The sequence below is a fragment of the Polaromonas sp. P3_C2 genome (genome assembly GCF_056402675.1).
Genome location: NZ_JBFUGX010000007.1, coordinates 17,206 through 29,668, shown reverse-complemented (window position 1 = coordinate 29,668; position 12,463 = coordinate 17,206). Strand labels below are relative to the sequence as shown.

The following is a 12,463-nucleotide window of genomic DNA, read 5'->3' as shown; positions in this document are numbered from 1 at the left end:
GTACATGGATCCCAGCGCCACACCGTCGCCAATCCAGCAACTGCTGTCGCGAGTGAAAAGGGTGTTGGGAAGGGCGGGGAGCAGCAGGTCCGATGGGCTGGCGCAGGCGGCCGTGAGGCCGGGCAGCTTGAAAGGCAGGTCCGCCGGCGTCAGCCCGCCGATCAGGAACTCGGCCAGGCGAGCCGGTGGTAGTTCCTGCAGCCAGGGCCGCAGCACCCCCGCAGCTTCAAAGTCAGTGCCGGCAAGTTCGCGGTCCAGCAGCCGATCGCGCGCCAAGGGGTTGCCGAGCGTGACCGCCAACAGGTCATGCAGTTCCAGCACTTGCACGCCTTGCTCTGTCATGGCGCTGGTGAACGCAAAGTGATCGTTTTTGGCCTGGGCGACCCACATCACGTCGTCAAACAGCATGTCCCGGCAGTTCGCGGGTGTCAACCGCATGTGCGCCAGGCCCGGCCTGCAGACCAGCACCTTGCGCAGCCGGCCCGTTTCTGAATGAACGCCGGCCATCACAGACTCAACTGACCGGTGGCGAGCATCCAGCCGGCCACCACTGCGAGCGCGAGCACGGCTGCGAGCATGGCTTTCTCGCCAGCGGTAAAGGGCTGTTTGTTGCTCTGCCGTTTGGCGATGAAGTACAGGGCCGCGCCGGGGGCATAGAGCAGGGCGCTCAGTAACAGGTATTTGGCGCCGGCGGCATACAGCAGCCACAGGCAGTACACCGACGCGAGCGCGGCCACCGGCAGGTCCAGGGACCCGCCGGCGTTGGCTTCCCTCGTTGGGCCCTCACCGCGCAGCAGCACCTTCAGGCCGTAAAGCGCGCTGAAGAGGTAGGGCAGCAAAATCATCGCGGTCGACAGCGAGATCAGGGCCAGGTAGGAAGCCTTGGAAACCAGCGTGACAATAAGGAAGATCTGAACCATGGCACTGCTCAGCCACAAGGCATTGGCCGGAACGCCCTTGCCGCTTTGGCGGCCTAGCCATTCGGGCATCACGCCGCTGTTGGCCGGTGTGAAGAGCGACTCCGCGGCGAGCAATGTCCAGGCCAGGAAGCCACCGCCGACGGAAACGATGAGGCCGACATAAATCAGCACAGCGCCCCAGGTGCCCACGGCTTTCTCAAGCACGCTGGCCATGGAGGGATTCTTCAATCCGGCAAGTTCGGGCTGCGTGAAGATGCCCAGGGACAGCAACGAGACGGCCATCAACAGTGCCAGGCAGATCAGAAAACCAATCACCGTGGCCTTGCCGACGTCCTTGCGCTGCCGCGCGCGCGCCGAATAGACGCTGGCGCCTTCAATCCCGATGAACACCCACACCGTCACCAGCATGGTGCTCTTGACCTGGTCGAGCACCGAGCCGAGTTTGGCGCCGCCCCAGAAGTCCAGGCTGAAGGTGGGTGCCTGGAAAGCGGCGGCAGCCAGCACGATGAACAGCAGCAAGGGAATGACCTTGGCGACTGTGACAATTGCGTTGACCCAGGCGGCGGTGTTGATGCCGCGCAGCACCAGCGCATGCACGACCCACAGGACTATCGATGCTCCGGCCACGGCTGCGGGCGTGTTGCCCTCGCCAAAAGCCGGAAAGAAATATCCGAGCGCGCCGAAGGCGGCCACCAGGTAACCGACATTGCCGATCCACGCGCTGATCCAGTAACCCCAGGCCGAGTTAAAGCCGATGTAGTCACCCGACAGCGCGCGCGCATAGGCGTAGACACCGTTGTCCAGCTCTGGCTTTCGCAGGGCCAGCATCTGGTAGACACGCGCCAGCACCAGCATGCCCGCGCCCGTGACCAGCCAGCCTATCAGGATGGCGCCAGCGCCAGCGCCAGCCGCCATGTTTTGCGGCAGACCGAAAATGCCGCTGCCGATGATGGAGCCCGTCACCAGCGCGACCAGCAGCCCCAGGCCCAAACCGCCTTGCGCCTGCCGTGTGGTGGGAATGGCCCGCGGCGGCGACACGGGGGAGCGGGTATTTGACAGTGTGTTCATGGCATGCCTTCCGTAAAAGATGAGTGGTTACTTGACCAGCAGCACCGGCACGTCGACGTCTGCCACCACGCGTTGGGCGACGCTGCCGAGCAGGGCGCGGCCCAGCAACCCGTGGCCGTGCGTGCCCATGACCAGCATGTGCACCTTTTCACGCTTCACCGCCTGCGCGATTTGTGTGGCCGGCGTACCGGTGACCCAGGAGGCCCGGAAAGTAATGCCGTGGCGTTTGAGAAAGCGTTCTATGGGCTCCAGCACTTTCTGGGCTTCATCGCGGTGGTAGGCATGTACCGTGGCGGCGCCCACCATGGACTTGACGCGAGGAGGAACAGCGATCTGTACATTGAGCACAATCAACTCTGCCTCGGGCCCCATCAGGGTTTCGTGAGTGACCAGAAAGGCGAGGGCCTTTTTTGTGAACTTGCTGCCGTCAACGGCCAGAAGGACTTTCATGGTGTTCTCCAAGTGCTTTTTCAGCGGGGATTCGGCGCCGATTCAACGCAGGACGAGCACGGGAATGGTGCTGTGCGTGAGTACCTGCTGGGTCTCGCTTCCGAGCAGGATGCGCGAGAGACCTTTACGGCCGTGTGATGCCATGACGATGAGGTCGCACTTGTTCTTTCTGGCCGCGGCCAGGATGGCGGTGGCGACGAGGTCGGATTTGGCGATCACGGCCTTGGCCTTGACACCTGCGGCCTCCGCAGACTTCTGCACCGCGTCGGCGACGGCCTGACCCTTGTCGGCCCATTCCTTTTCGATGCGGCCGACTTCCTGTGGCGAGATGGTGGCGCCGCCTTCGAAGTAGCTCATGGGATAACGCGGCACGACGTTGAGCGCCACAAGGCCGGCGCCCAGGGACGCGGCAAGTTCGATGGCGTCCCTGACCGCTTTTTTGGARAGCGTGGAGCCGTCGGTGGCAACAAGAATRCGYTTGTACATGGTGGTTCTCCTGTGTTGATGTGCCGCAGTCTAGGAGCGCCGCTGCGACCCTGGATTGATCCATATCAAGGGCGCGGCACTCTGCGCTGGCTAAGCTGTCGTCATGCAAGCCGCACCCTTCCTGACCGCCGGCCCGGCGCAGCCCGCCATGCCTGACGCCGCCGCGTGGAGCGCGCTGGACGAGCCGGCCGAATGGGAAGGCTTCAGCCGGCCGGTGCCGGGGCGTGAAGGTTGGTGGGAGTCCTGCCTGGTGATCGAGGGCATGCACTGCGCGGCCTGCGCGCTCACGATCGAGGAGGTGCTCCGCAGGCTGCCCGGCGTGGATACGGTCGAAGTCAACGGTGTTAATGCCACGGCGCGGCTTCAATGGCGGCCGCAAGCCACACGCCCGTCTCTCTGGATGGCGGCATTGCGCCAAGCTGGCTACGGCGCCTTGCCGGCGGGCGACCTGCTGCTGGCCGGCCGCAGGGTACAGGCCCAGCGCGTGATGCTGTGGCGCTGGCTGGTGGCGGGCTTTTGCATGATGCAGGTCATGATGTATGCCGCGCCGGCCTACCTTGCGCCGGCCGGTGAGATCACGCCCGACATCCAGGCGCTTCTGGGATGGGCCTCCTGGGTGCTGACCTTGCCGGTGTTGCTGTTTTCCTGCTGGCCTTTTTTCTCGGCGGCGCTGCGCGACCTGCGGAACCTGCGCATAGGCATGGACGTACCGGTGGCGCTGGGCGTGCTGATTGCCTTCGGGGCCAGCACGGCCGCGACCTTTGACCCGGCCAGCGCCTGGGGCGAGCATGCCTCCTATGACTCGGTGCCCATGTTTGTGTTTTTCCTGCTCTCGGGCCGGCTGCTGGAGCAGCGCCTGCGGGACCGCACCGCCGGTGCGCTGGACGCGCTCATGCGGCGGCTGCCGGACAGCGTGGACCGACAGGAAGCCGACGGCAGTTTCCGCGCGGTGGCCGTCCGCCGCCTCGTGCCGGGCGACCTGGTTCGCGTGCTGCCGGGGCAGGCCTTTCCCGCGGATGGGGCGGTGGAGGGTGGCGAGAGCCGCGTTGACCAGTCGCTGCTGACGGGCGAATCCAAACCCTTGCTGCGGCGGGTGGGCAACGGCGTCATCGCCGGCAGCCATAATCTCACGGGGGTGTTGCTGGTGCGCGTTGAGCGGGTTGGGCCGCAAACCCGTTACGCCGAAATCGTCGCCCTGATGGAGCAGGCCTCGGTCGAAAAACCCGGCCTGGTGCAGTTGGTGGACCGCATCGCCAGCCCTTTTCTGGTGGCTGTGCTGATGGCGAGCGCCGTCGCAGCCGTGTGGTGGTGGCCTTTTGGTCAGGCGCATGCGATGGCGGTCGCGGTTGCGGTGCTCATCGTGACCTGCCCTTGTGCCCTGTCGCTGGCCACGCCGGCGGCCATGCTGGCCGGTGCGGGCGCGTTGGCACGGCGTGGCGTGCTGGTGCGCAAGCTGCAGGCGCTGGAAAGCTGCGCGGCCATCGACACCGTGATCTTCGACAAAACCGGCACACTGACGGAAGACCGCATGCAGGTCGTCATGGTCCATGTGCCTGCCGGTGGGAATCGCGACGAGGCCTGTGACTGGGCGGGTGCGCTGGCCAGGCATTCGTTGCATCCGGTCTCACGCGCCATCGCTGCCCGTTTTCCCGCGACGGATTGGGTGGCCAGTGAAGTGGAGGAGATCACAGGTCGCGGCCTGCGCGGCAAGGTCGCCCGGTTGGATGGCAGCGAGCCACACTACCTCTACCTGGGGTCGGCCTTTTTTTGCCGCGTGCCTGTACCGGGGCGTGATGTGCCGGTGCTGCAGGCCCATCTGTCCGACGGTGACCATTACCTCGCGGGTTTCGAGCTTGACGAAGCGATGCGGCCCGACGCGGCCCAGGCCGTGGGCGACTTGCTCAAACTCGGTGTCCGCGTGCAGCTGCTTTCGGGCGATACTGGCCAGGCAGTGGCTCACCTTGCGCGCCGGGCCGGCATCGAATGGTGCTTTGGYGAATGCACGCCGGAGGTCAAACTGGAACATGTGCGCCGCCTTCAGCGCGAGGGCCATCGCGTCATGATGGTGGGCGACGGCATGAACGACGGGCCGGTGCTGGCCGTGGCTGATGTGTCCGTCGCCATGGGCCAGGCCGTGCCGGTGGCCCAGGCCAGGTCGGATTTCATCATGACCGGCAACCGGCTGCTCACGGTGCCAGCCCTTGTCGCGCAGGCGCGGCGCACCCGGGCGGTAGTGCGGCAGAACCTGTTGTGGGCAGCGGTTTACAACGCGGTCTGCGTACCGTTGGCGATCTTGGGCTATATGCCGATCTGGCTGGCCGGCTTCGGCATGGCGGCGAGCTCCTTGCTGGTGGTCGTCAATTCCGCGAGGCTGGCGCGCGGCGTGTCGGAACACTGAATGGACATCCTGTTTTTACTGATTCCGCTGTCTGTAGTACTGGCGTTGCTCATCATCGGAGCGCTGGGCTGGGCGGTATGGCGAGGTCAATTCGAGGCGCTTGAGCAGGAAGCCGAGCGCATTCTTCACACTGATTGACTTGCATCAAATGGCGCGACCCACGCCGCATCGACACTTTGAAGCATCAAGACAAAAGGTGCTTCATGAACGAAGAAACGACACGAGGGATCGCCTATCACGACACGGTGGTTCGCCAGTTTTCACTGGCGGCGGTGCTCTGGGGCGTGGTGGGCATGGGGGTGGGCCTGTTCATCGCCGCCCAACTGGCATGGCCTGAACTGAATTTCGGCGTTCCCTGGCTCAGCTATGGCCGGCTCAGGCCGCTGCACACCAATGCCGTCATCTTCGCCTTCGGCGGCTGCGCATTGATCGGCAGCAGCTACTACGTGGTCCAGCGCACCAGCAGCGTGCCGCTGTTTGCACCGCGGCTGGCCGCCTTTACTTTCTGGGGCTGGCAGCTGGTCATCCTGGGCGCCGCGATCAGCCTGCCGCTGGGCTACACCACCGGCAAGGAATACGCCGAACTCGAATGGCCCATCGACATCCTCATCACCCTGGTCTGGGTGTCCTATGCCATCGTCTTTTTCGGCACGCTGGGAATCCGCAAGGTCCGGCACATCTACGTGGCCAACTGGTTTTACGGCGCCTTCATTCTGGCGGTAGCGGTACTGCATGTGGTCAATAGCGCGGAGATTCCGGCCGGCTGGATGAAATCCTATTCCGCTTATGCAGGCGTGCAGGACGCGATGGTGCAGTGGTGGTACGGCCACAACGCAGTGGGTTTCTTCCTCACCGCGGGCTTCCTGGGCATGATGTATTACTTCATCCCCAAGCAGGCGGAGCGGCCGGTCTACAGCTACCGCCTGTCCATCGTCCACTTCTGGGCGCTGATCTTCACCTATATGTGGGCGGGCCCGCATCACCTGCACTACACGGCCTTGCCTGACTGGACGCAATCGGTGGGCATGGTGTTCTCGCTGATCCTGCTGGCGCCCAGCTGGGGCGGGATGATCAACGGCGTGATGACGCTGTCCGGCGCCTGGCACAAGCTGCGCGACGACCCCATCCTGCGCTTCCTGATCGTGTCGCTGTCCTTCTACGGCATGAGTACCTTCGAGGGCCCGCTGATGTCCATCAAGACCGTCAATGCGCTCTCGCACTACACGGACTGGACCGTGGGCCACGTGCATTCGGGCGCGCTCGGCTGGGTGGGGCTGATTTCCATGGGCACGCTGTATTACCTGATCCCCCGCCTGTTCGGGCAAAAGCAGATGTATTCGATGCGCGCCATCGAGGTGCATTTCTGGACCGCCACCGTGGGCATCGTGCTGTACATCGCCGCCATGTGGATCGCCGGCGTGATGCAGGGCCTGATGTGGCGCGCCGTCAACGCCGACGGAACCCTGACCTACACCTTTGTCGAAGCGGTCAAGGCCACCTATCCCTTCTATGTGGTGCGCTTCTTCGGCGGGCTGCTGTACCTGGGCGGCATGCTGCTGATGGCCTGGAACGTCTGCATGACGGTGGCCAAGGGTCGCCCCGTCCGGGTGCTGGTGCCCGCACTGGCCCACGCATAACAAGAGAAGAAAGTACATCCCATGAAAGACGAAACTCCCTCTGCGGCCGGCTTCTCGCACGAGAAGATCGAAACCAACAACTTCCTGATGATCATCCTGATCCTGCTGGTGATCGCCGTCGGCGGCCTGGTGGAAATCGTGCCGCTGTTCTTCCAGAAGTCGACCACCGCGCCGCTCGAAGGCGTCAAGCCCTATGGAGCGTTGCAACTAGCCGGCCGCGACATCTACCTGAGGGAAGGTTGCTATAACTGYCACTCGCAGATGATTCGCCCGTTTCGCGCAGAGACGCTGCGCTATGGTCACTATTCGGTGGCCGGGGAATTTGTCTACGACCATCCCTTCCAGTGGGGCAGCAAGCGCACCGGGCCCGACCTGCACCGCGTGGGCGGCAAGTACACCGACGAATGGCACCGTATCCACCTGAACAATCCGCGCGACCTGGTCCCTGAATCCAACATGCCGGCCTATAGCTGGCTGGAGAAGAAACCCGTCGACCCCGCCGACATGGCGCCCCGCATGACAGCACTGCGCAGGGTGGGGGTGCCTTATACCGACGCCGAAATCGCCGAGGCCGCCGGTGTGGTGAAGGGCAAGACGGAAATGGATGCCCTGGTGGCCTATCTGCAAGTTATGGGCAAGGCCCTGAAGTAAAGGAGAGCACCATGGACGTCAACACGCTGCGCATCATCGCAACCCTGCTGTGTTTTGCCACCTTCGTCGGCTTGCTGGTGTGGGCCTATTCCAGCCGCAACCACAAACGCTTTGAAGAGGACGCAAAGATCCCCTTCCTGCAGGACTAGGGGAACCGCGCCATGCAAACCCTCTTCACCGGTTTTTTCTTTACCGCACAACTCATCAGGTGTGACGTATGAGCGATTTCACTGACAACTTCTGGTCCTGGTATGTGGCCGCGCTGACCCTGGTCGGCATCCTCGGCGCCTTGGTCCTGCTGTGGGCCACGGCCCGCAAAAAGATGCCCGAGCGCAGCGACAACACGACGGGTCACGTCTGGGATGAAGACCTGCGCGAGTCCAACAACCCGATGCCGCGCTGGTGGATGTGGCTGTTCGTGATCAGCGTGATCTATTCCTTGCTCTACCTGGTCGCCTACCCGGGCCTTGGTGCTTACCCGGGCGAAATGGGCTGGAGCACGCGTGGCGAATACAACACCGCGATGGAAAACGCAAACAAGGAACTTGCGCCGCTGTATGCCGGCTTCACTGCCAAAGGCGCGGACGAACTCGCGGGTGATGCCAATGCCATGGCGGTGGGCGAGCGCCTCTTCATGAACAACTGCGCCCAGTGCCACGGCTCGGACGCACGCGGCAGCAAGGGTTTTCCCAACCTCGCTGACAACGACTGGCTGCACGGCGGCTCAACCGAAAAAATCAGGGAAACCTTGACCTTGGGTCGCAAGGGTCAGATGCCGCCCATGGCGGCCGCTGTAGGAACGCCTGATGATGTCAAGAACGTGGCGAATTATGTGCTGAGCCTTTCCGGTGGTCCCCACGATTCACTGCGCGCGCAGCTCGGCAAATCCAAATTCACCGCCTGCGCGGCCTGCCACGGCATGGACGGCAAGGGCAATACCGCGATAGGCGCGCCCAACCTTGCCGACGACATCTGGCTGCACGGCTGGGGAGAGCAGGCCATCGTTGACATGGCTACAGTGGGGGCAGCGCCAGGCGGTGCTGTTCGACCTGGAGGCGCGGCGCTTTTATCTATTCGGTTATGTGCTGTACCCGCAGGACTTCATCTACCTGACCGGCCTGCTGGTCGCCAGCGCTTTGTCGCTGTTCCTGTTCACGGCGGTGGCGGGCCGCCTGTGGTGCGGCTTTGCCTGCCCGCAGACGGTCTATACCGAAATCTTCCTCTGGATAGAGCGCAAGGTGGAGGGCGACCGCACGGCCAGGTTGCGGCTGGACGGCGCCCCTTTCTCCCTGGAAAAACTGGTCAAGAAGTGGTTCAAGCACATCCTCTGGATAGGTGTGGCGATGTGGACCGGCTTTACCTTTGTCGCTTATTTCGTGCCGGCCCGCGAGCTGATCCTGCAGTTCCTGCAGACCAAAATGGGTGGCTGGGAAATCTTCTGGGTCCTGTTTTACGGTTTCGCCACTTACGGCAATGCCGGTTTCCTGCGCGAGCAGGTGTGCAAATACATGTGCCCCTATGCGCGTTTTCAGAGCGCGATGTTCGACAAGGACACGCTGATCGTGAGTTACGACCCCGCGCGGGGTGAACCGCGCGGCGCCAGGTCGCGCCACGCCGACGCCTCGGCATTGTCTCTGGGCGCATGCGTCGATTGCACCCTGTGCGTGCAGGTCTGTCCAACGGGCATAGACATTCGCGAGGGCCTGCAGTATGAGTGCATAGGCTGCGCCGCCTGCGTGGACGTGTGTGACGGCGTGATGGACAAGATGGGTTATGCACGAGGCCTGATCCGCTTCACGACCCAGAACGCGCTGGCCGGGAAATGGAGCGCTTCGCGCATGCTGCGCCGGGTGCTGCGGCCGCGCGTGCTGGTCTACACCACGCTTCTGGGCGTGCTGTGCCTGGCGCTGCTGTGGAGCCTGGTGGCGCGCATGCCGCTGAAGGTTGACGTGGTGCGCGACCGCGCGGCGCTGTCGCGCATCGTTGCCGGTGGGCGGCTGGAAAACGTGTACCGCCTGCAGATCATGAACGCCACCGAGCAGCCGCAGCGCTACACGATTGCGGCTGCCGGACTGGAGGGCCTGACGGTCGCCTCCGAGGCCGAGGTCAGCGTGGGACCCACCGAATCCCGCTGGGTCGCGGTGCGGCTGCAGATTCCCTACGGCTCGGCGCCGGCCGGCTCGCACGCCATCGTGTTCCGTGTCGGCGATGAGAGCGGGCGCGCCCACGTCGAAGAAAAGTCCGTGTTCCTGGTTCCGCGATGAAAGGCCTTTCATGAATACCATTCCCACCCAAGCCTCCCCCTGGTGGAAGCACGGCCATGTCTGGCTGGTGATTTCCGGGCCCGCCGCCGTGGTCGTGGCAGGCGTGGTGACAGCCTTTCTGGCCGTCAAGTATCCGGATGCCGTGATAGGCGGACAGGAGCCGGCGCGGGCCTCGCRAACCAATGCGCTGCATCAACCCAAGGCGCTGGCGCCTGCCCTGGAGGGGCGCAACCACGCGGCCACACCCGACAAAACGGCTCGCCCCTGATCGCCTGCAACACAAAGAGGAGACACCATGATTTCAGCCAACAAGATACTGGGCATCGCCTGGCCGGCCTTTCTGTCGGCCTGCCTGCTGGAACTGCTGCTCTTCGGACTGTTCGACCCTGAGGAAATGCTGCGTTACGGGCAACCCGCGGGGCTGTCCCGGCTGGCGCTGCAGACCGCCGCCTTTTTTGTATTCTGGCTTGCTTGCGCGGCCTCCAGCGCCTTGACGGTGCTGCTGATGGGGCCTGTGCCGGCTTCCGCAGAAAGGGCCGGGCGGTAAGATCGGGTTCCACTCCCGAAGCTGCCCCATGTCCTTGTTCCCCCACATAGGTGACGCAGTGCCGAAGCGCCGGCGTTCCATGGCCGTCACGCTGGCCGTGATGGCAACCCTTACGCTGCTGGCCGCCGTCCATCTGGCATCCAGCCCGCAGTCGCTGCCGGGCCTGCCGCTGGTTACGGCGCTGGCCGCCGCCACTTGCGGCATCGCCTGGCTGCTGGCCGGGCGTGACGCGGCGCGAGACCGTATCGGCAAGCAAGCGCTGGAGGGCGCGGACGCGAGGCTGGCCGGCCTGCTGGATTCAGCCATGGACGCCATCATCACTGTGGACAAAGAACAGCACGTGATCCTCTACAACAAGGCCGCCGAGAAAATATTCGGCTGGCCCACGCGCGAGATGCTGGGCCAGCCTCTCACGCGCCTGATCCCGCAGCGGCACCAGGGCGCGCACGGCGAGCAGCTCAGGCGTTTCGGCCAGACCGGCACGACCTCGCGGCGCATGGGAGACGGCACGGTGCTTTACGGGCTCAGGGCCAGCGGCGAAGAGTTTCCCCTGGAAGCCTCGATCTCGCAGCTCGATACCGCGCACGGCAAGCTTTACACCGTGATCCTGCGCGACGTGACCGAGCGCGTGCGCGCCAGCGAGGAACTGAGCGCCTTCGCCTCGGCGGCCCACGCCATCCGCGAGAGCGAGAAAACACGGATCGCGCGCGAGCTGCATGACGAACTCGCGCAGTCACTGACAGCGATCAAAATGGACGCCACCTGGATTCGGGAAGCCTTGTCCCCGGATGCGGGTGCCGTGCGGGCCAAACTCGACGACATGCTTGGCTTGCTGGACACCACGGTGGCCGCCACGCGCCGCATCGCGTCGGATTTGCGGCCGCTGCTGCTGGACGACCTGGGCCTGGTGCCGGCCATCCAATGGCTCACCCACAACTTCACCCAGCGCCATGCCGTGGCATGCAAACTGTCGCTGGACGAGGACGTTGAACTGGCCGAACCGTATGCCACGGCGGTATTCCGCATCGTGCAGGAGTCGCTTGTAAACGTGGCCAAGCACGCGGGTGCGTCGCAAGTCGAGGTGCGCATCGCGAGGACTGACGCGGCCGTGGTTCTCGAAGTGGTCGACGACGGTGCCGGATTCGCCCTGGACGCGCCGCGCAAGCCCAGTTCGCTGGGCCTGATGGGCCTGCACGAGCGGGCCCGCTTGCTGCAGGGAACGGTGGACATAGACACCGCGCCGGGCCAGGGCACCCGCATACGGGTTAGCATCCCGGTGCCCGAAACAGGAGACATCACGTGATCAGGATTGTGATTGCCGACGACCATTCAATCGTGCGGGAGGGGCTCAAGCGCATCGTGTCCTCCATCGAGGACATGGAGGTCGCCGGCGAGGCCGGCAACGGAACGGAAGTCATGCAGCGCGTGCGCGAGCTGGCCTTCGACGTGCTGGTGCTGGACCTCTCCATGCCGGGGCGCAGCGGCATGGAGCTCATCAAGCTGATTCGCGGCGAAAAACCGCAGCTGCGCATCCTGGTCCTGAGCATGCACCAGGAGCTGCAGTACGCCGTGCGCGCGATCAAGAACGGCGCCAGCGGCTACCTGACCAAAGAGAGCGCACCGGACCAGCTGGAGCAGGCCATACGCAAGGTCGCTTCGGGCGGCGCCTTCATCAGCGCCGAGGTGGCGGAACAGCTTGCGTTGGGCGCGATGCCCGGTAGCCAGGCGGTTCCGCACGAGAGCCTTTCCAACCGCGAGTTCGAGGTGCTGCAGCTGCTGGTGGCCGGCGTCTCTCTCACGGACATTGGCACGCGGCTGAACCTGTCGGTCAAGACCGTCAGCACCCACAAGACCAACCTCATGCAAAAAATGGGACTGCAAAACCAGAGCGAACTGATCCGCTACGCCATCAAGCACGGGCTGGCCGAACCGCTGGACAGCTGAACGCTGAAAGCGGCCGCGCAAAGAGCATGGTGTTGACGAGGGTCAATACGGCCTTGGGTGCATCTGCCTACAGTCAGGGTATCCAAACTCTGCACCGG

At 64.1% G+C, this 12,463-nt stretch carries 14 protein-coding genes and 1 pseudogene; 11 read left to right on the top strand and 4 right to left on the bottom strand.

Going from position 1 to position 12,463, the window contains the following annotated elements; genetic code table 11:
• From AC1DWI_RS00895 to AC1DWI_RS00880, 4 genes are all read right to left on the bottom strand, one after another.
• A partial coding sequence (locus AC1DWI_RS00895) for an arginine deiminase family protein (protein ID WP_477724255.1) occupies nt 1-507 on the bottom strand: 507 nt, incomplete at its 3' end.
• A complete protein-coding gene (gene arcD, locus AC1DWI_RS00890) occupies nt 507-1,988 on the bottom strand; it encodes an arginine-ornithine antiporter (RefSeq protein ID WP_477668809.1) in 1,482 nt (493 codons plus the stop codon). The genes arcD and AC1DWI_RS00895, both read right to left, overlap by 1 nt.
• Before the next feature lie 27 nt (nt 1,989-2,015).
• On the bottom strand, nt 2,016-2,438 hold the full coding sequence (locus AC1DWI_RS00885; RefSeq protein WP_477668808.1) for a universal stress protein: 423 nt from the start codon (nt 2,436-2,438) through the stop codon (nt 2,016-2,018).
• A gap of 42 nt (nt 2,439-2,480) precedes the next feature.
• Nucleotides 2,481-2,924 carry a universal stress protein gene (locus tag AC1DWI_RS00880; RefSeq protein ID WP_477668807.1) on the bottom strand — a complete coding sequence of 148 codons (444 nt, stop codon included), beginning with the start codon at nt 2,922-2,924 and terminating at the stop codon, nt 2,481-2,483.
• A gap of 103 nt (nt 2,925-3,027) precedes the next feature.
• Here AC1DWI_RS00880 and AC1DWI_RS00875 point away from each other — a divergent pair, with 103 nt between their 5' ends.
• From AC1DWI_RS00875 to AC1DWI_RS00825, 11 genes and pseudogenes are all read left to right on the top strand, one after another.
• Nucleotides 3,028-5,322: a heavy metal translocating P-type ATPase gene (locus AC1DWI_RS00875; protein ID WP_477668806.1), complete on the top strand. Its 2,295-nt coding sequence runs from the start codon at nt 3,028-3,030 to the stop codon at nt 5,320-5,322.
• Complete coding sequence (gene ccoS / locus AC1DWI_RS00870; protein ID WP_431095040.1) at nt 5,323-5,460, top strand: cbb3-type cytochrome oxidase assembly protein CcoS; 138 nt, start codon at nt 5,323-5,325, stop codon at nt 5,458-5,460. It begins immediately after the preceding gene.
• 65 nt (nt 5,461-5,525) lie between these two features.
• The gene (gene ccoN / locus AC1DWI_RS00865) at nt 5,526-6,959 is read left to right on the top strand and encodes a cytochrome-c oxidase, cbb3-type subunit I (protein WP_477668805.1); all 1,434 of its coding nucleotides are present in this window, start codon (nt 5,526-5,528) and stop codon (nt 6,957-6,959) included.
• Nucleotides 6,960-6,980: 21 nt separating this feature from the next.
• Nucleotides 6,981-7,610 (top strand): cytochrome-c oxidase, cbb3-type subunit II, encoded by a 630-nt coding sequence (gene ccoO / locus AC1DWI_RS00860; protein ID WP_457281526.1) that lies wholly within the window; start codon nt 6,981-6,983, stop codon nt 7,608-7,610.
• A gap of 11 nt (nt 7,611-7,621) precedes the next feature.
• Nucleotides 7,622-7,759 (top strand): cbb3-type cytochrome oxidase subunit 3, encoded by a 138-nt coding sequence (locus AC1DWI_RS00855; RefSeq protein WP_477668804.1) that lies wholly within the window; start codon nt 7,622-7,624, stop codon nt 7,757-7,759.
• 68 nt (nt 7,760-7,827) lie between these two features.
• Nucleotides 7,828-8,634: pseudogene (ccoP, locus tag AC1DWI_RS00850) on the top strand (cytochrome-c oxidase, cbb3-type subunit III); the annotation flags it as partial.
• Complete coding sequence (ccoG, locus tag AC1DWI_RS00845; protein ID WP_477724254.1) at nt 8,615-9,874, top strand: cytochrome c oxidase accessory protein CcoG; 1,260 nt, start codon at nt 8,615-8,617, stop codon at nt 9,872-9,874. The pseudogene ccoP and the gene ccoG, both read left to right, overlap by 20 nt.
• A 10-nt stretch (nt 9,875-9,884) precedes the next feature.
• Entirely contained in the window at nt 9,885-10,142 is a 258-nt protein-coding gene (locus tag AC1DWI_RS00840; RefSeq protein WP_477724253.1) for a nitrogen fixation protein FixH, read from the top strand.
• A gap of 27 nt (nt 10,143-10,169) precedes the next feature.
• Nucleotides 10,170-10,421 carry a hypothetical protein gene (locus tag AC1DWI_RS00835; RefSeq protein ID WP_457281521.1) on the top strand — a complete coding sequence of 84 codons (252 nt, stop codon included), beginning with the start codon at nt 10,170-10,172 and terminating at the stop codon, nt 10,419-10,421.
• Nucleotides 10,422-10,449: 28 nt separating this feature from the next.
• On the top strand, nt 10,450-11,724 hold the full coding sequence (locus AC1DWI_RS00830; protein WP_477668800.1) for a PAS domain-containing sensor histidine kinase: 1,275 nt from the start codon (nt 10,450-10,452) through the stop codon (nt 11,722-11,724).
• Entirely contained in the window at nt 11,721-12,365 is a 645-nt protein-coding gene (locus tag AC1DWI_RS00825) for a response regulator (protein WP_477668799.1), read from the top strand. The genes AC1DWI_RS00830 and AC1DWI_RS00825 overlap by 4 nt, the downstream gene beginning before the upstream one ends.
• Nucleotides 12,366-12,463: the final 98 nt, after the last annotated feature.